Origin of the sequence: Streptomyces sp. NPDC048288, from assembly GCF_043201555.1 — a bacterium.
Lineage (GTDB): Bacteria > Actinomycetota > Actinomycetes > Streptomycetales > Streptomycetaceae > Streptomyces.
The window spans coordinates 554,034-579,571 of the sequence record NZ_JBICZD010000003.1 but is presented as its reverse complement, the minus strand read 5'-3'; the positions used below and the strand labels follow the sequence as shown (position 1 = coordinate 579,571).

The following is a 25,538-nucleotide window of genomic DNA, read 5'->3' as shown; positions in this document are numbered from 1 at the left end:
TCGGGAAGTGTGGTGCAGCACCGGCCAGGCACCCGGTGGGCCTTCCGCCCCCGGCTTGCGGTTCCGGAAGGGCCGTGCTTTCCCAGCAGGGATGTTCGAACAAGGGGCATCTATGTCGGTGAGAGCGCGACACACCCGACCGCGTGGGTCGGAGAAGTGAAGCAGTCACCGGGTTCCAGAGCGTGCAAAGACAGGACTACTGAGTAGCCATGGCGGGACAGAAGATCCGCATCCGGCTCAAGGCCTACGACCACGAGGTCATCGACTCCTCGGCGAAGAAGATCGTCGAGACGGTGACCCGCACTGGTGCGTCGGTCGCGGGCCCGGTGCCGCTGCCCACTGAGAAGAACGTGTACTGCGTCATCAAGTCGCCGCACAAGTACAAGGACTCGCGCGAGCACTTCGAGATGCGCACGCACAAGCGCCTGATCGACATCCTCGACCCGACGCCGAAGACCGTTGACTCCCTGATGCGACTCGACCTCCCGGCCGGTGTCGACATCGAGATCAAGCTCTGAGGCCGGTGATCTGAGAATGGCTAAGCAGATCAAGGGCATCCTGGGCGAGAAGCTCGGCATGACGCAGGTGTGGGACGAGAACAACCGTGTTGTTCCGGTCACCGTCGTCAAGGCCGGCCCCAACGTCGTCACCCAGGTCCGTACCAACGACGTCGACGGCTACGAGTCGGTCCAGATCGCCTTCGGCGAGATCGATCCGCGCAAGGTGAACAAGCCCCTCAAGGGCCACTTCGCGAAGGCCGACGTCACCCCCCGTCGCCACCTTGTCGAGATCCGCACGGCGGACGCCTCCGAGTACACGCTCGGCCAGGAAGTCACCGCCGAGGTCTTCGAGGCCGGCGTGAAGGTCGACGTCACCGGCAAGAGCAAGGGCAAGGGCTTCGCCGGTGTCATGAAGCGTCACAACTTCAAGGGCCTCGGCGCCGGTCACGGCACCCAGCGCAAGCACCGCTCGCCCGGTTCCATCGGTGGCTGCGCCACCCCGGGCCGCGTGTTCAAGGGCCTCCGCATGGCGGGTCGCATGGGCAACGAGCGTGTCACCACCCAGAACCTGACCGTCCACGCCGTTGACGCGGAGAAGGGTCTGCTGCTCATCAAGGGCGCGGTTCCCGGTCCGAACGGCGGCCTCGTCCTGGTCCGCACCGCGGCCAAGGGGGCCTGAGGTAACCGATGAGCACTGTTGACATCCTTTCGCCTGCCGGCGAGAAGACCGGTAGCGTCGAGCTCCCCGCGGAGATCTTCGGCGTGGAGAAGGTCAGCATCCCGCTGATCCACCAGGTCGTCGTCGCGCAGAACGCGGCTGCCCGTCAGGGCACGCACAAGACGAAGACCCGTGGCGAGGTCCGTGGTGGTGGCAAGAAGCCTTACCGCCAGAAGGGCACCGGCCGCGCCCGTCAGGGCTCGACCCGCGCCCCGCAGTTCGCCGGCGGTGGCGTCGTCCACGGCCCGCAGCCGCGTGACTACTCGCAGCGCACCCCCAAGAAGATGAAGGCTGCCGCTCTGCGTCACGCCCTCACCGACCGGGCGCGCCACAACCGCATCCACGTCGTCACCGGCGTGATCGAGGGCGAGACCCCCAGCACCAAGGCCGCTCGCACGCTGTTCGGCAAGATCTCGGAGCGCAAGAACCTGCTCCTGGTCGTCGACCGCGCCGACGAGGCCGCGTGGCTCTCCGCCCGCAACCTGCCCCAGGTCCACATCCTGGAGCCGGGCCAGCTGAACACGTACGACGTGATCGTCTCGGACGACGTGGTCTTCACCCAGGCCGCTCTCGAGTCCTTCGTCGCCGGCCCGAAGGCCAACGACACCGAAGGGACCGAGGTCTGATGGCCACCCGTCACCCGAGCATCGCCTCGAAGGCCGCCAAGGCCGCCAAGGCCGCGCGCGTCGCCAAGGCGCGCCGCCACGAGGCCGAGGGCAAGAACACCGTCGAGACGCCGATCAGCAAGTCGTACACGGACCCCCGTGACGTGCTGCTGAAGCCGGTCGTCTCGGAGAAGAGCTACGCGCTCCTGGACGAGAACAAGTACACGTTCGTCGTCGCCCCGGGCGCCAACAAGACCCAGATCAAGCAGGCCGTCCAGGCGGTCTTCTCGGTCAAGGTCACCGGGGTCAACACCCTCAACCGCCAGGGCAAGCGCAAGCGCACCAAGACCGGGTTCGGTCAGCGCGCGGGCTCCAAGCGCGCGATCGTGACCCTCGCCGAGGGCGACCGTATCGACATCTTCGGCGGTCCGACCGCGTAAGCGGGTCGGATCGTCCGATATCGGACGAGGACTGAGAAATGGGAATCCGCAAGTACAAGCCGACTACGCCGGGCCGTCGTGGCGCCAGCGTCGCCGACTTCGTCGAGGTCACGCGGTCCACGCCGGAGAAGTCGCTGGTCCGCCCGCTGCACAGCAAGGGCGGCCGTAACAACGCCGGTCGTGTGACCGTTCGCCACCAGGGTGGCGGACACAAGCGCGCCTACCGAGTGATCGACTTCCGTCGTCACGACAAGGACGGCGTGCCGGCGAAGGTCGCGCACATCGAGTACGACCCCAACCGCACCGCGCGCATCGCGCTGCTGCACTACGCGGACGGCGAGAAGCGCTACATCCTCGCCCCGCGCAACCTGCAGCAGGGCGACACCGTGGAGAACGGTCCCGGGGCCGACATCAAGCCGGGCAACAACCTGGCCCTCCGCAACATCCCGGTCGGTACCACGATCCACGCGATCGAGCTCCGTCCCGGTGGTGGCGCCAAGTTCGCCCGCTCCGCGGGTGCCTCGGTGCAGCTGCTCGCCCGTGAGGGCGCCATGGCGACCCTCCGTATGCCGTCCGGCGAGATCCGCATGGTGGACGCGCGCTGCCGCGCCACCGTCGGTGAGGTCGGCAACGCCGAGCAGTCGAACATCAACTGGGGCAAGGCCGGCCGCAAGCGGTGGCTGGGCGTCCGCCCGACCGTCCGTGGTGTCGTGATGAACCCGGTCGACCACCCGCACGGTGGTGGTGAGGGCCGGACCTCCGGTGGTCGCCACCCTGTGTCCCCGTGGGGCAAGAAGGAAGGCCGTACTCGTTCGCCCAAGAAGGCGTCGAACAAGTACATCGTCCGCCGCCGCAAGACGAACAAGAAGCGCTAAGGACGGGTTGAGATGCCGCGTAGCTTGAAGAAGGGGCCCTTCGTCGACGACCACCTGATCAAGAAGGTGGACGCCCAGAACGAAGCCGGCACCAAGAACGTCATCAAGACCTGGTCCCGCCGCTCGATGATCGTCCCGGCCATGCTGGGTCACACCCTGGCGGTGCACAACGGCAAGACCCACATCCCGGTGTTCGTCACCGAGTCGATGGTCGGCCACAAGCTCGGCGAGTTCTCGCCGACCCGCACCTTCCGGGGCCACGTCAAGGACGACCGGAAGTCGAAGCGCCGCTAGTAGCGGATCGCATTCAGACACGTAAGTAACTGAGAGGGACAACCATGGAAGCCAGGGCCCAGGCGCGGTACATCCGCGTTACGCCCATGAAGGCCCGCCGCGTGGTGGACCTTATCCGTGGCATGGATGCCACGGAGGCTCAGGCTGTTCTGCGATTCGCTCCGCAGGCAGCCTCCGTGCCGGTCGGCAAGGTGCTCGACAGCGCCATCGCCAACGCCGCGCACAACTACGACCACACCGACGCCGACAGCCTCTTCATCTCCGAGGCGTACGTCGACGAGGGCCCGACCCTGAAGCGGTTCCGTCCGCGTGCCCAGGGCCGTGCCTACCGGATCCGCAAGCGGACCAGCCACATCACCGTGGTCGTCAGCAGCAAGGAAGGAACCCGGTAATGGGCCAGAAGGTTAACCCGCATGGGTTCCGGCTCGGTGTCACCACGGACTTCAAGTCCCGGTGGTACGCCGACAAGCTGTACAAGGACTACGTCAAGGAAGACGTCGCCATCCGTCGGATGATGACGTCCGGCATGGAGCGCGCCGGTATCTCGAAGGTGGAGATCGAGCGCACCCGTGACCGTGTGCGTGTGGACATCCACACCGCGCGTCCGGGCATCGTCATCGGCCGCCGTGGCGCCGAGGCCGACCGCATCCGCGGCGACCTCGAGAAGCTCACGGGCAAGCAGGTCCAGCTGAACATCCTCGAGGTCAAGAACCCCGAGACGGACGCTCAGCTGGTTGCCCAGGCCGTTGCCGAGCAGCTCTCCTCCCGCGTCTCCTTCCGCCGCGCCATGCGTAAGAGCATGCAGTCGGCGATGAAGGCCGGCGCCAAGGGCATCAAGATCCAGTGCGGTGGCCGCCTCGGCGGCGCCGAGATGTCCCGCTCGGAGTTCTACCGCGAGGGCCGTGTGCCCCTGCACACGCTCCGCGCGAACGTGGACTACGGCTTCTTCGAGGCCAAGACGACCTTCGGCCGTATCGGTGTGAAGGTCTGGATCTACAAGGGCGACGTCAAGAACATCGCCGAGGTCCGCGCCGAGAACGCCGCAGCCCGTGCCGGCAACCGCCCGGCCCGTGGTGGCGGCGCTGCCGACCGCCCGGCCCGTGGTGGCCGCGGTGGCGAGCGGCGCGGTCGCAAGCCGCAGCAGGCTGCCGGCGCCGAGGCCCCCAAGGCCGAGGCCCCCGCCGCCGCTCCGGCTGAGAGCACCGGAACGGAGGCCTGACCGACATGCTGATCCCCCGTAGGGTCAAGCACCGCAAGCAGCACCACCCGGGACGCAGCGGCGCTGCCAAGGGTGGCACGACGGTTGCGTTCGGCGAGTACGGCATCCAGGCGCTCACCCCGGCCTACGTGACGAACCGTCAGATCGAGGCCGCTCGTATCGCCATGACGCGTCACATCAAGCGTGGTGGCAAGGTCTGGATCAACATCTACCCGGACCGTCCCCTCACCAAGAAGCCCGCCGAGACCCGCATGGGTTCCGGTAAGGGTTCCCCGGAGTGGTGGATCGCCAACGTCAAGCCCGGACGCGTGATGTTCGAGCTGTCGTACCCCAACGAGAAGATCGCCCGTGAGGCCCTCACCCGCGCAGCCCACAAGCTGCCGATGAAGTGCCGGATCGTCAAGCGCGAGGCAGGTGAAGCGTGATGTCGGCCGGTACCAAGGCGTCCGAGCTGCGCGAGCTGGGCAACGAGGAGCTTCTGGGCAAGCTCCGCGAGGCCAAGGAAGAGCTGTTCAACCTCCGCTTCCAGGCGGCGACGGGTCAGCTCGAGAACCACGGTCGGCTCAAGGCCGTCCGTAAGGACATCGCGCGGATCTACACCCTGATGCGTGAGCGCGAGCTGGGCATCGAGACGGTGGAGAGCGCCTGATGAGCGAGAGCAACGTGACTGAGAACACTGCGGCGCGCGACAGCTTCCGCAAGACCCGTGAGGGTCTCGTCGTCAGCGACAAGATGGACAAGACCGTCGTCGTCGCCGTCGAGGACCGCGTCAAGCACGCGCTGTACGGCAAGGTCATCCGCCGTACGAACAAGCTCAAGGCGCACGACGAGCAGAACGCTGCCGGCGTCGGCGACCGGGTTCTCCTGATGGAGACCCGTCCGCTGTCGGCGACCAAGCGCTGGCGCGTCGTCGAGATCCTCGAGAAGGCCAAGTAATTTCCTGCGGGCAAACCCGCAGGACAGTTCCGCCAGGCTCGGCAGGGGTTCCGTAACAGGACCCCTGCCGGGAACCGGCAGACACACAGGAGATAGACGTGATCCAGCAGGAGTCGCGACTGCGCGTCGCCGACAACACTGGTGCGAAGGAGATCCTTTGCATCCGTGTGCTCGGTGGCTCCGGTCGCCGCTACGCGGGCATCGGTGACGTCATCGTCGCCACCGTCAAGGACGCGATCCCCGGCGGCAACGTGAAGAAGGGTGACGTCATCAAGGCGGTCATCGTTCGCACCGTCAAGGAGCGCCGCCGTCCGGACGGCTCGTACATCCGCTTCGACGAGAACGCCGCCGTCATTCTGAAGAACGACGGCGACCCTCGCGGCACCCGCATCTTCGGCCCGGTCGGGCGTGAGCTGCGCGAGAAGAAGTTCATGAAGATCATCTCGCTGGCTCCGGAGGTGCTGTAAGCATGAAGATCAAGAAGGGCGACCTGGTCCAGGTCATCACCGGCAAGGACAAGGGCAAGCAGGGCAAGGTCATCGCGGCCTACCCCCGCGAGGACCGTGTCCTGGTCGAGGGTGTCAACCGGGTCAAGAAGCACACCAAGGCCGGCCCGACCGCTCGCGGTTCCCAGGCCGGCGGCATCGTCACGACCGAGGCGCCCGTCCACGTCTCCAACGTCCAGCTGGTCGTTGAGAAGGACGGCAACAAGGTCGTCACGCGTGTCGGTTACCGCTTCGACGACGAAGGCAACAAGATCCGCGTTGCCAAGCGGACGGGTGAGGACATCTGATGGCTACCACCACTGCTCCGCGTCTGAAGCTGAAGTACCGCGAGGAGATCGCGGGCAAGATGCGTGACGAGTTCAAGTACGAGAACGTCATGCAGATCCCCGGCCTCGTCAAGATCGTGGTCAACATGGGTGTCGGCGACGCCGCCCGTGACTCGAAGCTGATCGAGGGCGCGATCCGCGACCTGACCACCATCACCGGTCAGAAGCCGCAGGTCACCAAGGCCCGCAAGTCCATCGCGCAGTTCAAGCTGCGTGAGGGCCAGCCGATCGGTGCCCACGTCACGCTCCGTGGCGACCGCATGTGGGAGTTCCTGGACCGCACCCTGTCGCTCGCGCTCCCGCGCATCCGCGACTTCCGTGGTCTGTCCCCCAAGCAGTTCGACGGCCGTGGCAACTACACCTTCGGTCTCACGGAGCAGGTCATGTTCCACGAGATCGACCAGGACAAGATCGACCGTACCCGGGGCATGGACATCACCGTGGTCACCACGGCGACCAACGACGCTGAGGGCCGCGCGCTCCTTCGTCACCTCGGCTTCCCGTTCAAGGAGGCGTGAGCGAGATGGCGAAGAAGGCTCTGATTGCCAAGGCCGCCCGCAAGCCCAAGTTCGGTGTGCGTGGCTACACGCGCTGCCAGCGCTGCGGCCGTCCGCACTCCGTGTACCGCAAGTTCGGCCTGTGCCGCGTGTGCCTTCGTGAGATGGCTCACCGTGGCGAGCTGCCGGGCGTGACCAAGAGCTCCTGGTAATCCCCGCTTTTAGGGATTCCGGAAGCTCTCGGTAAGCAATGGGCGTGTCAGGTGCCCCGCTCTCCATGGCTTAGGCTTGGAGGGTTGGGCGCCTGACGGTCGCCCGTACGCCCGTGGGCAGGGCCCACAAATGTTTGCTTACTACGCCGTAGGTCCACCGCGCCGCACCCGTCCCGTCTCGGATCGGGGAGAGGGATGGCGCACCAGGAAACCCCGGCGAGAGAGGCCGAAGGCCAATTCATGACCATGACTGATCCGATCGCAGACATGCTTACGCGTCTGCGGAACGCGAACTCGGCATACCACGACTCCGTGACGATGCCGGCGTCCAAGATCAAGTCTCACATCGCGGAGATCCTCCAGCAGGAGGGCTTCATCACGGGCTGGAAGGTCGAGGACGCCGAGGTCGGCAAGAACCTCGTCCTGGACCTGAAGTTCGGTCCCAACCGTGAGCGCTCCATCGCGGGCATCAAGCGGATCTCCAAGCCCGGTCTCCGGGTGTACGCGAAGTCCACCTCCCTGCCGAAGGTGCTGGGCGGCCTCGGCGTGGCGATCATCTCCACGTCGCACGGGCTCCTCACCGACAAGCAGGCCGGCAAGAAGGGCGTGGGTGGGGAAGTCCTCGCCTACGTCTGGTAGCAGAAGGGAACGGAGGAAACAGCTATGTCGCGTATCGGCAAGCTCCCCATCGCGGTTCCCGCCGGCGTGGACGTCACCATCGACGGCCGCACGGTGCAGGTCAAGGGCCCCAAGGGCGAGCTGACCCACACCATCGTGGCTCCGATCGACATCGCCAAGGGCGAGGACGGCACTCTCGCGGTGACCCGCCCCAACGACGAGCGTCAGAGCAAGGCCCTGCACGGCCTGTCCCGCACGCTGGTGGCGAACATGATCACCGGCGTGACCCAGGGTTACGTGAAGAAGCTCGAAATCAGCGGTGTCGGTTACCGCGTGACCGCCAAGGGTTCGAACCTCGAGTTCGCGCTCGGTTACAGCCACCCGATCCTGGTCGAGGCCCCCGAGGGCATCACCTTCAAGGTCGAGGCTCCGACCCGTTTCTCGGTCGAGGGCATCGACAAGCAGAAGGTCGGCGAGGTCGCGGCCAACATCCGCAAGCTGCGCAAGCCCGACCCGTACAAGGCCAAGGGCGTCAAGTACGAGGGCGAAGTCATCCGCCGCAAGGTCGGAAAGGCGGGTAAGTAAGCCATGGCATACGGACAGAAGATCCTCAAGGGCGACGCCTACAAGCGCGCCGCGATCAAGCGCCGCCACATCCGGATCCGCAAGAACATTTCCGGTACGGCGGAGCGTCCCCGTCTGGTCGTTACCCGCTCCAACCGCCACATCGTGGCGCAGGTGATCGACGACCTGAAGGGCCACACCCTGGCTTCCGCGTCCACTCTGGACGTGTCGGTCCGTGGTGGCGAGGGCGACAAGTCCTCGCAGGCCAAGCAGGTCGGCGCCCTGGTCGCCGAGCGTGCCAAGGCCGCCGGTGTCGAGGCCGTGGTGTTCGACCGTGGTGGCAACCAGTACGCCGGGCGCATCGCCGCCCTGGCGGACGCCGCCCGCGAGGCCGGGCTCAAGTTCTGAGCCGCTTGTAGCTAGCGGAAAGAGAGAGGTAATCCAATGGCTGGACCCCAGCGCCGCGGAAGCGGTGCCGGTGGCGGCGAGCGGCGGGACCGGAAGGGCCGTGACGGCGGCGCTGCTGCCGCCGAGAAGACCGCGTACGTTGAGCGCGTCGTCGCGATCAACCGCGTCGCCAAGGTTGTGAAGGGTGGTCGTCGCTTCAGCTTCACCGCGCTGGTCGTGGTGGGCGACGGTGACGGCACCGTGGGTGTCGGTTACGGCAAGGCCAAGGAGGTGCCGGCCGCCATCGCCAAGGGCGTTGAGGAGGCCAAGAAGCACTTCTTCAAGGTCCCCCGTATCCAGGGCACCATCCCGCACCCGATCCAGGGTGAGAAGGCTGCCGGCGTCGTGCTGCTCAAGCCCGCGTCCCCGGGTACCGGTGTTATCGCCGGTGGTCCGGTGCGTGCCGTGCTCGAGTGCGCCGGTATCCACGACATCCTGTCGAAGTCGCTCGGCTCCGACAACGCGATCAACATCGTGCACGCGACCGTGGCGGCCCTGAAGGGCCTGCAGCGTCCCGAGGAGGTCGCGGCCCGCCGTGGCCTGCCGCTCGAGGACGTCGCGCCCGCGGCTCTGCTGCGTGCCCGCGCCGGAGTGGGTGCGTGATGGCGCAGCTGAAGATCACGCAGGTCAAGTCCTACATCGGCAGCAAGCAGAACCACCGTGACACCCTGCGTTCCCTTGGTCTCAAGGGCATCAACACGCAGGTCGTCAAGGAGGACCGCCCCGAGTTCCGCGGCATGGTGCACACCGTCCGCCACCTCGTGTCGGTCGAGGAGGTCGACTGATCATGGCGGAGCAGAACCCGCTCAAGATCCACAACCTCCGTCCGGCCCCCGGCGCCAAGACCGCGAAGACCCGTGTCGGTCGTGGTGAGGCGTCGAAGGGTAAGACGGCCGGTCGTGGTACCAAGGGTACGAAGGCCCGTTACCAGGTTCCGGAGCGCTTCGAGGGTGGCCAGATGCCCCTCCACATGCGTCTCCCGAAGCTGAAGGGCTTCAAGAACCCGTTCAAGACCGAGTACCAGGTCGTGAACCTCGACAAGCTGGCCGCGCTGTACCCGGAGGGTGGCGAGGTCACCGTCGAGGGTCTCGTCGCCAAGGGTGCCGTTCGCAAGAACAGCCTCGTCAAGGTCCTCGGCCAGGGTGAGGTCTCCGTGGCGCTGCAGGTGACGGTCGACGCCGTCTCCGGCTCCGCCAAGGAGAAGATCACCGCTGCCGGCGGCACCGTCACCGAGCTCGTCTGAGTCTCTCGGACGTCTCGATGACGTAAGCAACTCCCGACCGGGGATACCTCACAATGGGGTATCCCCGGTTGGTCGTTCCTAGGGGGGCGTGGTCGCCGGTAAGGTGGCCAGCGCTGTTCTCTTTTTCTATTCGTCGAACCTCAGACCGTCACCCTTGACGCAGTTGCGCGGGGGTCGCAGGAGGCACCGTGCTCACCGCGTTCGCCCGGGCGTTCAGGACGCCCGACCTGCGCAAGAAACTGCTCTTCACGCTCGGGATCATCGTGGTGTACCGGGTCGGCACCCATATCCCGATCCCCGGCGTCAACTACAAGGCCGTCCAGACGTGTGTGAACGAGGCCTCCGGCAACCAGGGCCTGTTCGGTCTCGTCAACATGTTCAGCGGCGGCGCGCTGCTCCAGATCACGATCTTCGCGCTCGGCATCATGCCGTACATCACGGCCAGCATCATCCTTCAGCTGCTGACCGTGGTCATCCCGCGCCTGGAGGCCCTGAAGAAGGAGGGCCAGGCGGGAACGGCGAAGATCACGCAGTACACCCGTTACCTGACGGTGGCGCTCGCCATCCTGCAGGGCACCGGACTGGTCGCCACCGCGCGCAGCGGCGCCCTCTTCTCCGGCTGCACGGTCGCCTCCAGCATCGTCCCGGACCAGGCGATCTTCACCACCATCACGATGGTCATCTGCATGACCGCCGGTACGGCCGTCGTCATGTGGCTCGGTGAGCTCATCACCGACCGCGGCATCGGCAACGGCATGTCGATCCTGATGTTCATCTCGATCGCCGCGACCTTCCCGTCCGCGCTGTGGGCCATCAAGAAGTCGGGCACCCTGGCCGACGGCTGGATCGAGTTCGGCACGGTCATCGCGGTCGGCCTGATCATGGTCGCCCTGGTGGTCTTCGTCGAGCAGGCCCAGCGCCGGATCCCGGTCCAGTACGCGAAGCGCATGATCGGCCGCCGTTCCTACGGCGGTACGTCCACCTACATCCCGCTCAAGGTGAACCAGGCCGGTGTGATCCCGGTCATCTTCGCCTCGTCGCTGCTGTACATCCCGGCGCTCGTGGCACAGTTCGCCGGCGGCAACTCGGGCTGGAAGCAGTGGATCAGCACGAACCTCACCAAGGGTGACCACCCGATCTACATCACCCTGTACTTCTTGCTGATCGTTTTCTTCGCGTTCTTCTACGTCGCCATCTCCTTCAACCCCGAAGAAGTAGCCGACAACATGAAGAAGTATGGTGGCTTCATCCCGGGCATCCGGGCTGGCCGACCGACCGCTGAGTACCTCTCGTACGTGCTCAACCGGATCACCTGGCCGGGTTCGCTGTATCTGGGCCTGATCGCTCTCGTGCCGACGATGGCGTTGGTTGGCTTTGGGGCAAGCCAGAACTTCCCGTTCGGTGGCACCAGCATCCTGATCATCGTGGGTGTGGGCCTCGAAACGGTGAAGCAGATCGAGAGCCAGCTTCAGCAGCGCAATTACGAAGGGTTCCTCCGCTGATGCGAATCGTCCTCGTCGGGCCGCCTGGCGCCGGTAAGGGAACGCAAGCCGTTCGCCTTGCCAAGGAGCTGAAGATCCCGCACATCTCCACGGGCGACCTGTTCCGCGCCAACATCAGCCAGCAGACGGAGCTCGGGAAACTCGCGAAGTCCTACATGGACGCCGGCAACCTCGTCCCCGACGAGGTGACCATCGCGATGGCCAAGGACCGCATGGAGCAGGAGGATGCCGCCGGCGGCTTCCTGCTCGACGGCTTCCCGCGCAACGTCTCGCAGGCCGAGGCGCTCGACGAGCTGCTGAAGGCCGAGACGATCAAGCTGGACGCGGTGCTCGACCTCGAGGTTCCGGAGGACGAGGTCGTCAAGCGGATCGCCGGCCGCCGGCTGTGCCGCAACAAGGCGGACCACGTCTTCCACGTGACGTACAGCCCGCCGAAGACCGAGGGTGTCTGCGACATCTGCGGCGGCGAGCTCTACCAGCGTGACGACGACTCCGAGGACACCGTCCGCACGCGGCTCGAGGTCTACCACACGCAGACCGAGCCCATCATCGACTACTACAAGGCGCAGGGCCTGGTCGCCACGATCTCCGCCCTGGGCCCGGTCGACGAGGTCACCCAGCGCGCACTGGACGCGCTGGGGCGTGACGACGAGGACGACGAGAAGTAGTTCCACGGCGGTTCCGGCCGCGGTGCCCTCCCCCGGATCAGGTCCGGGGGGACCCCAGGGCGCCGCGGCCGTACTGTTGTCCAGGTATCCGGTTGACGTTGACGTGAGTGACGGAGAGCGCAGGCCCCCCATGGTGCAGATCAAGACCTCCGAGCAGATCGCCAGAATGCGGGCGGCGGGCCTGGTCGTCGCCGCCATCCACGCGGCGACGCGTACCGCCGCGGTCCCCGGGGCCAGCACCAAGGACCTGGACGAGGTGGCCCGCAAGGTCCTCGCCGAGCACGGTGCCAAGTCGAACTTCCTCGGCTACGGCGGCTTCCCGGCCACCATCTGCACGTCCGTCAACGACGTGGTCGTCCACGGCATCCCCTCGGAGGACGTCGTTCTCAAGGACGGCGACATCATCTCCATCGACTGCGGAGCGATCGTCGACGGCTGGCACGGCGACGCGGCGTACACCGCGTTCGTGGGCTCCGGCCACGCTCCGGAGCTGATCGAGCTCTCCCGGGTGACCGAGGAGTCGATGTGGGCCGGCATCGCGGCGATGAAGCAGGGCAGCCGCCTGGTGGACGTGTCCCGGGCGATCGAGACGTACATCCGCCGGCAGCCGAAGCCGGGCGGCGGCAAGTACGGGATCATCGAGGACTACGGCGGCCACGGCATCGGCACCGAGATGCACATGGACCCGCACCTGCTGAACTACGTCGACCGGCGGCGCGGCAAGGGGCCGAAGCTGGTGCCCGGGTTCTGCCTGGCCATCGAGCCGATGGTGTCGCTGGGGACGCCGCGGACGGAGGTCCTGGAGGACGACTGGACCGTCATCACGACGGACGGGACGTGGTCGTCGCACTGGGAGCACAGCGTTGCACTGACCGAGGCCGGGCCGCTTGTGCTGACGGCGCCCGACGGAGGCAGGGCCAAGCTGGCCGAGCTGGGGATCACGGCTGCGCCGGATCCGCTGGGCTGAGCAACTTTTGATGCCGCGGGCCGGTGGGGGCTCGTCGCGCAGTTCCTCCCCCAGCCTTCGGCCGGGGGTACCCCCAGCGCCCCTGACGGGGCGCTTCAGCGGGGCGCGCTTAATGATCTGCCGTATGGGGCAGGCTTTCTCGATTCGTCTTTCCGGGTGTGCTGACGTAGACTGACTCGTCGGCTCTCGTGCACCCGCATGTCCGCATGCCCCCGAGAGGGGAAGTGCGGGAGTCGATCAAGGTAGTCGATTCGAAGGGCGAAGCGTGGCCAAGAAGCAAGGTGCCATCGAGATCGAGGGCACTGTCGTCGAGTCTCTTCCGAACGCCATGTTCAAGGTCGAGCTCCAGAACGGCCACCAGGTCCTGGCACACATCAGCGGCAAGATGCGTATGCACTACATCCGCATCCTCCCTGACGACCGGGTCGTGGTGGAGCTGTCTCCGTACGACCTGACGCGTGGCCGGATCGTCTACCGCTACAAGTAGATCCCTCTGACTCGGAGAACCTCAATCCCATGAAGGTCAAGCCGAGCGTCAAGAAGATCTGCGACAAGTGCAGGGTGATCCGCCGTCACGGTCGGGTCATGGTCATTTGCGAGAACCCGCGCCACAAGCAGCGCCAGGGCTGACGCACGACCGATCCCTCTGCATCGACATCGCAGAGATTCGCGCGACGCGAGCTGAATTTGTTCATACGCAGGACCCAGGTGCCGAAGGCGCCTGACACCCCCGGTTCGGAGGCCGGGGACCCAGTTCGTACCTGGTACGGCGGCTGGGAACCGGTTCTGCGGAAGACCTCCGAAGATCACCAGGAGCCATTGAAGTGGCACGCGTTTCCGGTGTTGACATCCCGCGCGAAAAGCGCGTGGAGGTCGCCCTCACCTACGTGTTCGGCATCGGCCGGACGCTCTCCCAGCAGACGCTGGCCGAGACCGGTATCGACCCGAACACCCGTGTTCGCGACCTGACCGAAGAGCAGCTGGTCGCCATCCGCGAGTACGTCGACAACAACATCAAGACCGAGGGTGACCTCCGTCGCGAGATCCAGGCCGACATCCGCCGCAAGGTCGAGATCGGCTGCTACCAGGGTCTGCGTCACCGTCGCGGTCTGCCCGTCCGCGGTCAGCGCACCAGCACGAACGCCCGCACCCGCAAGGGCCCGCGTCGCGCCATCGCCGGCAAGAAGAAGCCGGGCAAGAAGTAGTCCGCAGCGGACCTCTGTCCACGGTCTTCGCTGTAGGACCGACCACCTCCCGTAGGAGTTAGTAGATGCCCCCCAAGGGTCGTCAGGGCGCTGCCAAGAAGGTGCGCCGCAAGGAAAAGAAGAACGTCGCTCACGGCCACGCGCACATCAAGAGCACGTTCAACAACACGATCGTCTCGATCACGGACCCGTCCGGCAACGTGATCTCCTGGGCCTCCGCCGGCCACGTCGGCTTCAAGGGCTCCCGGAAGTCCACGCCGTTCGCCGCGCAGATGGCCGCCGAGTCGGCTGCCCGCCGCGCCCAGGAGCACGGCATGCGCAAGGTCGACGTGTTCGTGAAGGGCCCGGGTTCCGGTCGTGAGACCGCGATCCGCTCCCTGCAGGCCACGGGCCTCGAGGTCGGCTCCATCCAGGACGTCACCCCGACCCCGCACAACGGCTGCCGTCCGCCGAAGCGCCGTCGCGTCTGACGTCGCTTCGCAGGGCTGCCCGGGCGGTACGGCTCCGTAAGGGGCGTACCGCCCGTACCCTTGCAGTACCCCGTGCTGTGTGTATGCGGCGCGGACCCGTAGGACGTCAAATAGCGGGCGTCCACGAAAGAAGGATCTGATCCACACATGCTGATCGCTCAGCGTCCCTCGTTGGCCGAAGAGGTCGTCGACGAATTCCGCTCCCGGTTCGTGATCGAGCCGCTGGAGCCGGGCTTCGGCTACACCCTCGGCAACTCCCTTCGCCGTACCCTCCTGTCCTCGATTCCCGGTGCTGCTGTCACCAGCATCCGGATCGACGGCGTGCTGCACGAGTTCACCACCGTGCCGGGCGTCAAGGAGGATGTCACCGACCTGATCCTCAACATCAAGCAGCTGGTCGTCTCCTCGGAGCACGACGAGCCGGTCGTGATGTACCTGCGCAAGCAGGGTCCGGGTCTGGTCACCGCCGCCGACATCGCGCCCCCGGCCGGTGTCGAGGTGCACAACCCCGATCTGGTCCTGGCCACGCTCAACGGCAAGGGCAAGCTGGAGATGGAGCTGACGGTCGAGCGCGGCCGCGGCTACGTCTCCGCCGTGCAGAACAAGCAGGTGGGCCAGGAGATCGGCCGGATTCCGGTCGACTCCATCTACAGCCCCGTGCTGAAGGTGACGTACAAGGTCGAGGCCACGCGTGTCGAGCAGCGGACCGACTTCGACAAGCTGATCGTCGACGTCGAGACGAAGCAGGCCATGCGGCCGCGTGATGCCATGGCGTCGGCCGGCAAGACCCTGGTGGAGCTGTTCGGTCTCGCCCGCGAGCTGAACATCGACGCCGAGGGCATCGACATGGGCCCGTCCCCCACGGACGCGGCGCTGGCGGCCGACCTCGCGCTCCCGATCGAGGAGCTCGAGCTGACCGTCCGTTCCTACAACTGCCTCAAGCGCGAGGGCATCCACTCCGTGGGTGAGCTCGTGGCGCGTTCCGAGGCGGACCTGCTGGACATCCGCAACTTCGGTGCGAAGTCCATCGACGAGGTCAAGGCGAAGCTGGCCGGCATGGGCCTGGCCCTCAAGGACAGCCCGCCCGGATTCGACCCCACGGCCGCCGCCGACGCCTTCGGCGCCGACGACGACGCGGACGCGGGTTTCGTGGAGACCGAGCAGTACTGATCGGTCGTATGCCGATGGGCAGCCGCTCATCGGGTTCCTGACCCCGGTACCTGACACGGCCGGGGCAGACACACAGGAGAAGAACAATGCCGAAGCCCACCAAGGGTGCCCGTCTGGGCGGCAGCGCCGCGCACGAGAAGCTGCTCCTCGCGAACCTCGCGAAGTCGCTGTTCGAGCACGGCCGGATCACCACCACCGAGGCGAAGGCCCGCCGCCTGCGCCCGTACGCCGAGCGTCTGGTCACCAAGGCGAAGAAGGGCGACCTTCACAACCGCCGTCAGGTGCTCCAGGTCATCACGGACAAGAGCATCGTGCACACGCTCTTCACCGAGATCGGCCCGCGCTACGAGAACCGTCCGGGTGGCTACACCCGTATCACCAAGATCGGTAACCGCCGTGGCGACAACGCGCCCATGGCTGTCATCGAGCTGGTCGAGGCGCTGACGGTCGCGCAGCAGGCCACCGGCGAGGCCGAGGCCGCCACCAAGCGTGCGGTCAAGGAGGCCGAGGAGACCAAGGTCGAGGAGACCAAGGTCGACGAGGTCGAGGAGACCGAGGCTGCCGAGGAGACCAAGGAGGCGTAAGCCGTCCTTGGCTGCCGGTCCGTCGTGGCTGGTCGCGCCCGCGCGGCGGAGCCGCATATCGGATGCAGTCCCGCGCTCCTGACGGGGCGCGTGAGTGGGTCCGTTCCTTTCGAGGGGCGGGCCCACTTTTTTCGTGCCTGAGAGGATTCTTCCGTGAGTGACGAAGCGCAGCCCGGTCATGTTCGTGTCCGTCTCGACCTGTCGTACGACGGGTCCCACTTCCACGGCTGGGCCAAGCAGGCCGGTGGGAAGCGGACCGTGCAGGGGGAGATCGAGGACGCGCTGCGGGTCGTCACGCGGTCGCAGGACACGGTGTACGAGCTGACGGTGGCCGGGCGCACGGATGCCGGGGTGCACGCGCGGGGGCAGGTGGCGCATGTCGATCTGCCGGCCGGGGTGTGGGAGGAGCAGCGGGAGAAGCTGCTGAAGCGGCTGGCCGGGCGGCTGCCCAAGGATGTGCGGGTGTGGTCGCTGGGTGAGGCGCCGGCGGGGTTCAACGCGCGGTTCGCGGCGCTGTGGCGGCGGTACGTGTACCGGGTCGGGGACCGGCCGGGCGGTGTGGACCCGCTGCTGCGCAACCATGTGCTGTGGCACGACTGGGAGCTGGACGTCGACGTCATGGACGCGGCCGCGAAGTCACTCGTCGGGGAGCACGACTTCGCGGCGTACGCGAAGAAGCGGGAGGGTGCCTCGACCGTCCGGGAGATCTTCGACTTCGGGGTGCGCCGTACCGCGGACGGGGTCGTCGAGATCGAGGTCCGGGCCGACGCGTTCTGCCACAACCAGGTGCGGTCGATGGTCGGCGCGCTGCTGTTCGTGGGGGACGGGCACCGGGGCGTGGAGTGGCCGCGGAAGGTGCTGGACGCGGGGGTGCGGGACAGCGCCGTGCATGTCGTACGACCGCACGGGCTGACGTTGGAGGAGGTCGCGTACCCGGCCGACGACCAGCTCGCGGAGCGGCAGCGGCAGGCCCGCCGGGTGCGGGGGCAGGTGCACTGAAGGAGGCTCCACGGGCCGTGGAGCCTCCTTCGGCCAGGGCCGCCGCGGCGAGGGTGCCGATGCCCCCGGCGCCGGGGAGGCCTCGTCGGCCGCGGTGACCTTGAGCGTGAACCGGCGACCAGTTCGGGGGCCGACGCCTCGCCGTCGGTGTCCGTGGTCACGTTCACCGTCCGCTCCTTGCCCTTGAACACCGGGGCGCCGTCCGCGTCGCTCAGCGGCTCGGCGAAGGACGCGCCGGGCCGGGCCCGCTGTCCGTCGCCGCCGGTGATCTCGATGGTGTGGGCCGTCTCGCCCACGTGGGCGGGGAACGTCGTCGAGACGTTCCCCGAGGTGGCCACAGCCCCCCGGGGGCTTACGAGGACTCGGCGGGGAGACGGGATTCCCTGGCGCGGGCCGCGCGAATCATCCCCGCCGATCAACGCGATTTAACTGTCACTACAGCCACTTTGAACACATGGATTACGAACGGCTGCGCAAGGGCGGGGCGTTGGGGCATAACTGTGTCCGAGGTGAACGTCGTGTCGAGTGGGGGTCGCATTGCGTACGAGAATATGGAATTCCGTTTCTGTGGACCGGCGTTCCGCGCTGCGTTTCGCGGGTCTCGGCGGTCTGGCCGCGGCCGGCGGGGCGGGTGCGGCGGGCCTGCCGGTCACCGCGAGCGCGGCCCCTCTCGACGCTCTGGCGGCACCGCCGTACGCCCCGAGCGGAAGGCGGCCGCGCTTTCGCCGGGCGAGCTGGAGCCAGCAGTTCCAGCCGGGGCACGGCTGGTCGGCGGGGGGCGCGGGCACCGCCTCGGCGAACCCGGGTGACACCGCGGTCTTCACCCGCGGCAGCCAGTCGATCCGCGTGACGACCGCGGGCAGCGGCGTCCAGTCGTACGTCCGCAGGACCGGGATGGACGCCCTGGACCTCGGCGCCAGGATGATCAGGCTCGTCTTCCGGGTCGCGGACGTCACCCATCTCAGCAGAGTGGCCTTCTACCTGGGCACCGACGGGCTGAAGAACGCCTTCGGCTGGCGGTTGCACACCCATTCGGTGACCGCGGCCAACTACGTCCAGTCCGGGGAGTGGGTGACCGTCAACCTGCAGTGGTCCGACGTCACCACCGCCTCCGGCTCGTACTCGCTCTCCGCGCAGGGCGAACCGTCGGTACGGTCGGGCTTCACCGACATGTCCTTCGCCGTGTACGACGACGCGGCGGCGCCCGTGACGTACCACCTGCAGGCGATCGAGCTGGTGCCCGCCACCACCACCGTGTTCCCCCGAGGCGCGGTGTCCGTCACGTTCGACGACTCGCACGTGTCCGTTCACGACCTCGCCCGGCCCGTCATGGACCCCTACGGAATGCCGGGCACGGTCTACAACATCGCGGACGCGGTGGGCACCGCCTCCTGCCTGGACCTCGGGAAGATGCGCTCTCTCCAGGACTCTTCCGGCTGGGAAATGGCCGGACACGCGTATGCCACCGCGGCGCACGCGACGGGCTATGCCCAACTGTCGGCACAACAGGTGGACGACGATTTCCGCAGGCTCCGGGAATGGCTGGTCGGAAACGGATTCACCAGCGAGCACTTCGCCTATCCGCACGGCGCGTTCCAGAAGACCACGGACGGCGTCCCCGTGGATCTGCTCGCGGGCCGCCATTTCAGTACGGCCCGCTCCATCGCCTTCGACACCGTCGAGAGTTTCGCGCCGGCCATGCCCTACCGGCTCAAGTCGCTGACCGGTGTCACCGACGGGCCGGGTGTCGGCGGCACCACGCTGGCCAACGTGATCGGTGCCGGCGGGCCGCTCGACCGGTGTGCCCGCGGCGGCTGGCTCATCCTCTGCCTGCACAAGGTCGTCGCGGGTACACCGGCGGCGAGCACCGAGATCAGCCAGGCGGGTCTGCGTCAGCTGATGACGGAGATCCAGAAACGCGGGATCACGGTGCTCACCGTCGAGGAGGCGATGGCGTACTACAGCTGACCTCGGTCAGCGGCGGCCGCCGAACCAGCCGTCGTCCTGCTGTCCGGACGCGTAGGTCTCGTTCTCCGGGGTCCACTGCCCGCCCTGGGAGTGGTCGGGGGCCTGCGGCTGCTGAGGGATGTGCGGGATGTACGGCTGGCCGCCGTAGCCCGGGCCGTGCCCCTGGCCGTGACCCTGGCCGTGACCCTGCCCCTGGACATACCCCTGACCATGGCCCTGCTCCGGTACCTGGCCCTGCTGCCACTGGCCGTACGGCTGTGCGGGCTGCTGCTGGTACTGGCCGGCGTACGGATCGTGGGCGACGGGCTGCGGCTGCTGTGTCACGCCGTTCCAGGCGACGGGCGGCTGGGGGCTCCGGCCCAGCTCCCGCAGCTCGTCCTCGCTGTGCTGGGTGTAGGCCTGGGCCGGGACGGCCTCCGGGTGCCGCCCGGAGGCGTGCGGAGCCGTGCGGGCCAGGGCGATGCCCTCCAGCCGCATCATCTCGATCGTGGAGGAGACCTGCGAGGAGGAGTACTCGTCCTCTTCCTCCCAGACCGCCGAGACGTCCTGCTCGTGGCCGCCGGCGACCGAGACCTCGACACCGCCCTGGCGGGTGCCCCAGGTGCCCTTGCCGAGGGTGAGCAGGGCGTAGAAGCGCAGCGGGGTGAGCAGCAGCAGCTGGATGACGCCGTACAGCGGGGCCAGCAGGAACATGCCGAACCGCTTGATGAAGCCCATCCCCCGGCGCGGGAAGTCGAGGTACCGGACGTTGCGCAGGTACCCCATGAGGACCATGAAGACCAGGTAGTCGCCGATGTGGTCGACGAACCGCTCGGGGTGCATGGCCGGCAGGACGACCATCGAGTAGAACATCGCGGTGCCGAAGATCAGCCACAGCGCGAGTTCCATGCAGGTCAGCCAGAAGGCGGGCCGGTACTTCTTCTGGTTCCTGAAGGCCCACAGGGACTCCCGGAAGAAGGACTTGTTCCAGCGCACCTGCTGACGCAGGAAGTGCGGGAGCTTCTCCGGGACGGCCGTGTAGCCGACGGCCGTCTCCTGGAAGACCACCTGCCCTTCCATCAGGGCGTAGTTCGTCATCCGGCGGTCGTCGCCGAAGACGGCGGGCTTGCCGAGGAACTGCTGGTTGAGGAAGTCCGGCAGGTACTTGCGGACCAGCGTGCCGCGGTACACCGAGAGCGCGCCGCAGCAGCACAGGACCGACTTCAGCCGGGAGTAGGCGGCCCGTTCGAAGAGGAACGAGTTGCCGTACCGCAGGTCCTGGAGCCGGGTGAAGATGTTGGTGTCGTGGTTGAGCGCGAGCACCATGCCGGTGGAGGCCATGACCTTCTCCTCGGCCATGGGCAGCAGCAGCTCACGGACCGTGTCACGGGAGAGGATGGTGTCGGAGTCCACGCACAGGAACAGGTCGGAGTAGGGCGCCGACTCGAAGCCGAGGGCGAGTGCCTCGCGCTTGCCCTTGTTCTCGGGCTGCACGCTGACCGTGTACTTCACGCCGCGCGCCTCGAACTCGCGGCGCAGCTTCTTGGCTGCCTTGATACCGGACGGGTTCGCGCTGCAGTCGTCGATGATGTGGACCTCGTTGGGCAGCCGGCTCTGCGCGAGGAGGCTGCGCATGCCCTGCTCGAACATCACCGGGTCCTCGTTGTAGATCGGGATGACCGCGGTGACCCAGGAGTTGTCCAGGAGCAGCAGCTCCTCGCGGTCCGCCTTGGCGGGCCGGTAGAACAGCGCCCCGAACATCTTCAGGGTGAGCAGCCCGAGCGCGCCGAACGAGTAGGCGTGCAGCGAGTGCGGGTCCAGCTTGGTGACGATGACGGCGGCGATCGCGAGGAAGACGAAGTACGACACCTTCAGATGCCGTTTGCGCCGGTGGCGACGGCGGTCGTCGCTGTCGAGGGCGCCGGGTGCGTAGCCGTCGCTCACAGCCGGACCACCTGGGGGTGGTCGGCCGTCCTGCCACGGGTGTCGAACAGCAGCCGGGCGTGGTCGGCCAGCGGGCCGAGGTCGAACTCGCTGTGCTGCTGGAGAAGGATGGTCAGGTCCGCCTGCTCGGCTCCCGCGAGGTGGTCCTCGACGCGGGGCACGGCGACGCCCTCGACGGTCCACTCGGGCACGCGGGGATCGCAGTAGGAGAGGTCGGCGCCGCGTTCGAGCAGCAACTCCGCCACGTCCATGGCGGGGGACTCCCGCTGGTCGGAGATGTCCGGCTTGTAGGTGACGCCGAGCAGCAGGACGCGCGAGCCGCGGATCGGCTTGCCCTGCTGGTTGAGCAGGTCGGCGGCGCGCGAGACGACATGGGCGGGCATCCGCTGGTTGATCTCCTGGGCCAGCTCCACGAAGCGGAACGGGATGCCGAGCGAACGCACCTTGTACGACAGGTAGTTGGGGTCGATCGGGATGCAGTGGCCGCCGACGCCCGGGCCCGGGTAGAACGGCGCGAAACCGAACGGCTTGCTGGAGGCGCAGCGGATGGCGTCCCACAGGTCGACGTCGATCTCGCGGCAGAACATCGCCATCTCGTTGACGAGGGCGATGTTCACGTGCCGGTAGGTGTTCTCCAGGAGCTTGGCCATCTCGGCCTCGCGGGTGCCCTTGGCCTCCACCACGCTGCCCACGAAGCGCTCGTACAGGGCGCGGGCCGCCTTGGTGCAGTCCGGGGTGGCGCCGCCGACGACCTTCGGGGTGTTCTCCAGGCCGTACCGCGGGTTGCCCGGGTCGATGCGCTCGGGAGAGAAGGCGAGGTGGAAGTCGGTGCCCGCCCGCAGCCCGCCGGCCTCCAGGCGGGGGCGCACCACCTCGTCGGTGGTGCCCGGGTACGTGGTGGACTCCAGGACGACCAGCGTGCCCGGGGTCAGATGGGCCGCGATGTCCGCGACGGCGGCGTCCACCGCCGCGAGGTTGGGCGCGCCGTGTTCGGTCAGCGGCGTGGGCACGCAGATCACGACCGCCGCGGCGTCCGCGATGACCTCGGGCGACGCGACCGCGCGGAACCCCCGGTCGAGCATGCCGCGCACGTCCGTGTCACTGATGTCGTCGACGTGTGAGGAGCCCGCGTTCAGCCCCTGTACGACGGGCGCGCTGCGGTCGAGTCCCACGACCTTCAGACCGGCGGCACTGGCCGCCCGCGCGAGGGGCAGCCCTACGTAGCCGAGCCCGATGATCACGAGATCGACGGAGAATCTTCGGTTCACCTGATGAATCCCACCCTCGGCGCCGACCCCCCGCTGAGCTCCGATGGCAAGCGCACAGTCATCAATCGAATACAGGAGCGAGGATCGTAACAACGTCTCCATGGGTCCTGCATATATCCATCATGGTCGTGATTCTCACGTTGAATCTCGTACAACCTTTGGCCGCCATCGTCGGTCGCTCCGTCTGTCGTCGGCCGCGCCCTCGACCAACCCCCCTCTCCGCCGACCTGAAGGAGTCCTCGTCGTGGCGTCCTCTCGCCGTCAGCCCCGCCGCCCCAGCCGGGCCGGCCGAGTGCTGAAGGCCCTGCTGCTGGTGGCCGTCCTGGTGGGCGGCGGGCTGGCCGCCAAGCCGGTGTGGCGTCACCTCCATCCGGACCCGCCGGAACTCACCGTCCGCTACCGCACGGCGACCGGGGCGAAGGCCGATGCGGTCCGGCCGTGGCTGGAGGTCTTCAACACCTCCGAGAAGTCCGTGCCGCTGAGCCGGGTGGCGCTGCGGTACTACTTCACGGCCGACGACGACGCGGCGTACGCCTTCAACTGCGTGGAGGCCGCCGTGGGGTGCTCGAACCTCACCGGGACCGTGGTCGCCATGGACACGCCCCATGACGGGGCCGACCACTACCTGGAGCTCGGCTTCACCGGCGCGGCCGGGGCGCTGGAGCCCGGCGCGAACAGCCGGGGCCTGGAGATCCAGCTCTACCGGACCGACCAGAAACCGGTCAGCCAGGACGGCGACTGGTCCTTCGACGCCGCCAAGCGGACCTACCAGAAGTCCGACCGGATCCCCGCGTACGACAGCGGCGCCCTGGTGTGGGGCGAGGAGCCCGGCGGCAAGGCGGCCGAGGCCTCGGCCACGCCCTCGGCCAGGGCGGCGGCGCAGGCTCCGGAAGGGGGGTTCTTCGACGACTTCGACTACCGCGGCCCGAAGGACACCGCCCTGTTCAAGCACGGCTGGCTGGTGCGGACCAGTGAGGGAGGCCCCGGGATCGACGGCACCTGGAAGGCGGACGGCATCTCCTTCCCGGCCGGCGACAAGACGGCCGGCGGGCAGGTGCTCGACCTGCGCGCCGCCACCGACGGCACCAAGGCCGGCACCCGGCAGGCCGCTCTCGGGACCAAGGAGGCCAAGTTCCGCACCGGCACCTACGCCGCGCGCATCCACTTCACCGACAAGCCGACGACCGGCGACAACGGCGACCACGTCAACCAGGCGTTCTTCACCATCGGCGGGTCGGGCGACAAGTACAGCGAACTCGACAACGAGTACATGCCGAACGGCGGCTGGGGCGCGCCCGGACCGAAGCTGGACACCACCACCTGGCGCAACGCCGACGAGGGTGACCGTGTCACGCACAAGACGATGCGGAGCCTGGCCGGCTGGCACACCGTGCTGATCACGGTCCGCAAGGACTCCGTCACCTACAGCGTCGACGGCGAGACCCTCTACCGCAGCGGCGCCGACTACACGCCGCGCGCCGACATGGCGATCAACTTCAACACCTGGTTCGTCGATCTGCCGTTCACCGGTGAGCGCGCCTGGGACATGAAGGTCGACTGGTTCTACTACCAGAACGGCGAGTCGCTCACGGTGAAGGAGGCCGAGCGGGCCGCCCAGGGCTTCCGGGACGGCGGCCTGGGCTACTTCGACACGCTCTCCGCCTCCTGAGCGGCCGCCCTCCGCCGCGGCGGAGGGCGGGTGGCGGCCCGGCTAGCCCTGGGCCGCCGCGGACGCCTGGGCCTCGCCGCGCCGGCGGATCTGGCGGAAGGTGAACTCCGCCAGGTCGTCACCGGTCTGGAAGACCTTGGTGTCCTTGGTGGTGACGTCCTTGCCGTTGAGGAAGCCGGTGGTGGTGAAGTAGGCGTAGCGGCCGTAGGAATTGGTCGTCGTACGGCAGACGCCCGAGTCGCAGAACGGCTTCACGCCGGAGCCGGACAGGGCCGCGACGAAGCCCTTCTTGTCGGCCTCGGTCTTGGCCTTGCTCGCCTGGGCCTCGGTGTTGAAGACGGCCACCCCGACCGTGACCGCGACGCCGTCCTTGAAGTAGGTGACGCGCAGCACACGGGTGCAGTTGTTCTTGGTGAGGACGCTCGGGAGCGTGCCCTTGGCGACCGACGCGCACTTCTTGGTGTCGGCCGTGGGGCCCTTCTTGTAGACCGTCTCGCCCATGGTCAGCTGGGTGCCGGGGAAGAGGGTCTCGGCGCTCAGTGGCGCCGTGTCCTTCTGCACGCTGCCTATGAACTCCTCCGGGTCCAGCGGCGGCGGCGCGCTGGTCGGCGCGAAAGACGGCGCCGAGTCGGCCGAGTCGCTCGGGAGCGAGGCGCTCGCGGGCAGGTTCGAGGGCGTGCCGGAGGCGTTGTTGTCGCCGTTCGCGGACACCACGGCCATGGCGACGGCGGTGCCGATCGCCAGCGTGGCGACCACGCCGCCGCCGATGAACAGCACGCGGCGCCGTTTGTTCCGCGTTTCCGACGCGTCGGCGAGCGCGGCCCAGTCCGGGGTCGGCCCGGAACTGTCGCGCCAGGGCTGCTGAGACTGCGGTTTCCAGGGATCCCACTGGGACTGGGGTCCCCCCTGCCCATAACTCATGGGGCGCATCTTAGACGGGCGGCGAGGGGTACCGGTGCGACAGTACGAACGGTGATAGTGGACCTTTGGGGGCGAGACGGCGCATCCCGGCCGCGCCGGCCGCCCCGAGCTCGTTTTGACCCGTCCGGGGGCGCCCTTGTAGGCTTGCTCTTCGTTGTGTATTGGCTCGCTCGTTTCTCACGAGAGAGGCCTCTACCTAGGTTCCCTGGAGCAGTTACCAGTGG

General features: G+C 67.6%; 36 protein-coding genes. 33 read left to right on the top strand and 3 right to left on the bottom strand.

From position 1 onward, the window contains the following. The first annotated feature begins 209 nt into the window (after positions 1-209). The 32 genes from rpsJ to ACGFZS_RS13800 all read left to right on the top strand — a co-directional run bounded on the left by rpsJ (position 210) and on the right by ACGFZS_RS13800 (position 19,533). Positions 210-518, top strand: coding sequence for a 30S ribosomal protein S10 (rpsJ, locus tag ACGFZS_RS13955; protein WP_003948644.1), 309 nt, complete (start codon positions 210-212; stop codon positions 516-518). A gap of 16 nt (positions 519-534) precedes the next feature. After that, the gene (gene rplC / locus ACGFZS_RS13950; RefSeq protein WP_062706771.1) at positions 535-1,179 is read left to right on the top strand and encodes a 50S ribosomal protein L3; all 645 of its coding nucleotides are present in this window, start codon (positions 535-537) and stop codon (positions 1,177-1,179) included. A gap of 8 nt (positions 1,180-1,187) precedes the next feature. Beyond that, positions 1,188-1,844, top strand: coding sequence for a 50S ribosomal protein L4 (rplD, locus tag ACGFZS_RS13945; RefSeq protein WP_123974799.1), 657 nt, complete (start codon positions 1,188-1,190; stop codon positions 1,842-1,844). Next, positions 1,844-2,263 carry a 50S ribosomal protein L23 gene (rplW, locus tag ACGFZS_RS13940; RefSeq protein WP_189268840.1) on the top strand — a complete coding sequence of 140 codons (420 nt, stop codon included), beginning with the start codon at positions 1,844-1,846 and terminating at the stop codon, positions 2,261-2,263. Before rplD ends, rplW begins: the two co-directional genes overlap by 1 nt. A gap of 38 nt (positions 2,264-2,301) precedes the next feature. Continuing rightward, positions 2,302-3,138, top strand: a complete 837-nt coding sequence (gene rplB, locus ACGFZS_RS13935) for a 50S ribosomal protein L2 (RefSeq protein ID WP_041665436.1) — start codon at positions 2,302-2,304, stop codon at positions 3,136-3,138. A 12-nt stretch (positions 3,139-3,150) separates the two neighbouring features. Further along, complete coding sequence (gene rpsS / locus ACGFZS_RS13930; protein WP_003992359.1) at positions 3,151-3,432, top strand: 30S ribosomal protein S19; 282 nt, start codon at positions 3,151-3,153, stop codon at positions 3,430-3,432. A gap of 44 nt (positions 3,433-3,476) precedes the next feature. Continuing rightward, positions 3,477-3,824: a 50S ribosomal protein L22 gene (gene rplV / locus ACGFZS_RS13925; protein ID WP_003974262.1), complete on the top strand. Its 348-nt coding sequence runs from the start codon at positions 3,477-3,479 to the stop codon at positions 3,822-3,824. Further along, complete coding sequence (gene rpsC, locus ACGFZS_RS13920; RefSeq protein ID WP_046732371.1) at positions 3,824-4,651, top strand: 30S ribosomal protein S3; 828 nt, start codon at positions 3,824-3,826, stop codon at positions 4,649-4,651. The genes rplV and rpsC overlap by 1 nt, the downstream gene beginning before the upstream one ends. Positions 4,652-4,656: 5 nt before the next feature. Beyond that, positions 4,657-5,076, top strand: a complete 420-nt coding sequence (rplP, locus tag ACGFZS_RS13915; RefSeq protein ID WP_007494765.1) for a 50S ribosomal protein L16 — start codon at positions 4,657-4,659, stop codon at positions 5,074-5,076. Beyond that, on the top strand, positions 5,076-5,300 hold the full coding sequence (gene rpmC, locus ACGFZS_RS13910; RefSeq protein ID WP_030174543.1) for a 50S ribosomal protein L29: 225 nt from the start codon (positions 5,076-5,078) through the stop codon (positions 5,298-5,300). The genes rplP and rpmC overlap by 1 nt, the downstream gene beginning before the upstream one ends. After that, complete coding sequence (gene rpsQ, locus ACGFZS_RS13905; RefSeq protein WP_123974795.1) at positions 5,300-5,587, top strand: 30S ribosomal protein S17; 288 nt, start codon at positions 5,300-5,302, stop codon at positions 5,585-5,587. Before rpmC ends, rpsQ begins: the two co-directional genes overlap by 1 nt. 98 nt (positions 5,588-5,685) lie before the next feature. Continuing rightward, entirely contained in the window at positions 5,686-6,054 is a 369-nt protein-coding gene (gene rplN, locus ACGFZS_RS13900; protein ID WP_003992364.1) for a 50S ribosomal protein L14, read from the top strand. A 2-nt stretch (positions 6,055-6,056) separates the two neighbouring features. After that, positions 6,057-6,380, top strand: a complete 324-nt coding sequence (gene rplX / locus ACGFZS_RS13895) for a 50S ribosomal protein L24 (protein ID WP_030967306.1) — start codon at positions 6,057-6,059, stop codon at positions 6,378-6,380. Then, positions 6,380-6,937, top strand: coding sequence for a 50S ribosomal protein L5 (gene rplE / locus ACGFZS_RS13890; RefSeq protein WP_123974794.1), 558 nt, complete (start codon positions 6,380-6,382; stop codon positions 6,935-6,937). Before rplX ends, rplE begins: the two co-directional genes overlap by 1 nt. 5 nt (positions 6,938-6,942) lie before the next feature. Next, positions 6,943-7,128: a type Z 30S ribosomal protein S14 gene (locus ACGFZS_RS13885; protein ID WP_003948630.1), complete on the top strand. Its 186-nt coding sequence runs from the start codon at positions 6,943-6,945 to the stop codon at positions 7,126-7,128. A 240-nt stretch (positions 7,129-7,368) separates the two neighbouring features. Next, positions 7,369-7,767 carry a 30S ribosomal protein S8 gene (gene rpsH / locus ACGFZS_RS13880; RefSeq protein WP_089099428.1) on the top strand — a complete coding sequence of 133 codons (399 nt, stop codon included), beginning with the start codon at positions 7,369-7,371 and terminating at the stop codon, positions 7,765-7,767. Positions 7,768-7,791: 24 nt separating this feature from the next. After that, entirely contained in the window at positions 7,792-8,331 is a 540-nt protein-coding gene (gene rplF / locus ACGFZS_RS13875; protein ID WP_089099427.1) for a 50S ribosomal protein L6, read from the top strand. Between the two features lie 3 nt (positions 8,332-8,334). Further along, on the top strand, positions 8,335-8,718 hold the full coding sequence (gene rplR / locus ACGFZS_RS13870; RefSeq protein ID WP_355720039.1) for a 50S ribosomal protein L18: 384 nt from the start codon (positions 8,335-8,337) through the stop codon (positions 8,716-8,718). Positions 8,719-8,754: 36 nt separating this feature from the next. After that, complete coding sequence (gene rpsE, locus ACGFZS_RS13865) at positions 8,755-9,360, top strand: 30S ribosomal protein S5 (protein ID WP_355720042.1); 606 nt, start codon at positions 8,755-8,757, stop codon at positions 9,358-9,360. Then, complete coding sequence (gene rpmD, locus ACGFZS_RS13860) at positions 9,360-9,542, top strand: 50S ribosomal protein L30 (RefSeq protein ID WP_006140898.1); 183 nt, start codon at positions 9,360-9,362, stop codon at positions 9,540-9,542. Before rpsE ends, rpmD begins: the two co-directional genes overlap by 1 nt. A 2-nt stretch (positions 9,543-9,544) precedes the next feature. Continuing rightward, entirely contained in the window at positions 9,545-10,000 is a 456-nt protein-coding gene (rplO, locus tag ACGFZS_RS13855) for a 50S ribosomal protein L15 (RefSeq protein ID WP_030745257.1), read from the top strand. 188 nt (positions 10,001-10,188) lie between these two features. Further along, positions 10,189-11,502 carry a preprotein translocase subunit SecY gene (gene secY, locus ACGFZS_RS13850; protein ID WP_355720048.1) on the top strand — a complete coding sequence of 438 codons (1,314 nt, stop codon included), beginning with the start codon at positions 10,189-10,191 and terminating at the stop codon, positions 11,500-11,502. Continuing rightward, positions 11,502-12,170 carry an adenylate kinase gene (locus tag ACGFZS_RS13845; protein ID WP_393664396.1) on the top strand — a complete coding sequence of 223 codons (669 nt, stop codon included), beginning with the start codon at positions 11,502-11,504 and terminating at the stop codon, positions 12,168-12,170. The genes secY and ACGFZS_RS13845 overlap by 1 nt, the downstream gene beginning before the upstream one ends. 130 nt (positions 12,171-12,300) lie before the next feature. After that, complete coding sequence (gene map, locus ACGFZS_RS13840; protein WP_359210608.1) at positions 12,301-13,137, top strand: type I methionyl aminopeptidase; 837 nt, start codon at positions 12,301-12,303, stop codon at positions 13,135-13,137. A 265-nt stretch (positions 13,138-13,402) separates the two neighbouring features. Beyond that, on the top strand, positions 13,403-13,624 hold the full coding sequence (infA, locus tag ACGFZS_RS13835) for a translation initiation factor IF-1 (protein WP_003948620.1): 222 nt from the start codon (positions 13,403-13,405) through the stop codon (positions 13,622-13,624). Between the two features lie 29 nt (positions 13,625-13,653). Further along, positions 13,654-13,767, top strand: coding sequence for a 50S ribosomal protein L36 (gene rpmJ / locus ACGFZS_RS13830; protein WP_003998809.1), 114 nt, complete (start codon positions 13,654-13,656; stop codon positions 13,765-13,767). A 194-nt stretch (positions 13,768-13,961) separates the two neighbouring features. Next, positions 13,962-14,342, top strand: coding sequence for a 30S ribosomal protein S13 (gene rpsM, locus ACGFZS_RS13825; protein ID WP_031167100.1), 381 nt, complete (start codon positions 13,962-13,964; stop codon positions 14,340-14,342). 65 nt (positions 14,343-14,407) lie between these two features. Next, the gene (rpsK, locus tag ACGFZS_RS13820; protein ID WP_003956432.1) at positions 14,408-14,812 is read left to right on the top strand and encodes a 30S ribosomal protein S11; all 405 of its coding nucleotides are present in this window, start codon (positions 14,408-14,410) and stop codon (positions 14,810-14,812) included. Between the two features lie 147 nt (positions 14,813-14,959). Further along, complete coding sequence (locus ACGFZS_RS13815; RefSeq protein WP_007494747.1) at positions 14,960-15,982, top strand: DNA-directed RNA polymerase subunit alpha; 1,023 nt, start codon at positions 14,960-14,962, stop codon at positions 15,980-15,982. A gap of 86 nt (positions 15,983-16,068) precedes the next feature. Further along, positions 16,069-16,566: a 50S ribosomal protein L17 gene (gene rplQ / locus ACGFZS_RS13810; protein ID WP_390968769.1), complete on the top strand. Its 498-nt coding sequence runs from the start codon at positions 16,069-16,071 to the stop codon at positions 16,564-16,566. Between the two features lie 153 nt (positions 16,567-16,719). Further along, positions 16,720-17,565, top strand: a complete 846-nt coding sequence (truA, locus tag ACGFZS_RS13805) for a tRNA pseudouridine(38-40) synthase TruA (RefSeq protein WP_393795244.1) — start codon at positions 16,720-16,722, stop codon at positions 17,563-17,565. A 567-nt stretch (positions 17,566-18,132) separates the two neighbouring features. Then, entirely contained in the window at positions 18,133-19,533 is a 1,401-nt protein-coding gene (locus tag ACGFZS_RS13800; protein ID WP_393795243.1) for a polysaccharide deacetylase family protein, read from the top strand. A gap of 6 nt (positions 19,534-19,539) precedes the next feature. Here the strand turns inward: ACGFZS_RS13800 and ACGFZS_RS13795 are convergent, their stop codons facing one another. Then, positions 19,540-21,456 carry a glycosyltransferase gene (locus ACGFZS_RS13795; protein WP_393795242.1) on the bottom strand — a complete coding sequence of 639 codons (1,917 nt, stop codon included), beginning with the start codon at positions 21,454-21,456 and terminating at the stop codon, positions 19,540-19,542. Further along, positions 21,453-22,724, bottom strand: coding sequence for a nucleotide sugar dehydrogenase (locus ACGFZS_RS13790; protein ID WP_393795241.1), 1,272 nt, complete (start codon positions 22,722-22,724; stop codon positions 21,453-21,455). The genes ACGFZS_RS13795 and ACGFZS_RS13790 overlap by 4 nt, the downstream gene beginning before the upstream one ends. Positions 22,725-22,968: 244 nt before the next feature. On the opposite strand from ACGFZS_RS13790, the gene ACGFZS_RS13785 reads away from it, so the two are divergent. Then, entirely contained in the window at positions 22,969-24,393 is a 1,425-nt protein-coding gene (locus tag ACGFZS_RS13785) for a cellulose binding domain-containing protein (RefSeq protein WP_393795240.1), read from the top strand. Between the two features lie 42 nt (positions 24,394-24,435). Here the strand turns inward: ACGFZS_RS13785 and ACGFZS_RS13780 are convergent, their stop codons facing one another. Then, positions 24,436-25,314 (bottom strand): hypothetical protein, encoded by an 879-nt coding sequence (locus ACGFZS_RS13780; RefSeq protein WP_393664409.1) that lies wholly within the window; start codon positions 25,312-25,314, stop codon positions 24,436-24,438. Between the last annotated feature and the right edge of the window lie 224 nt (positions 25,315-25,538).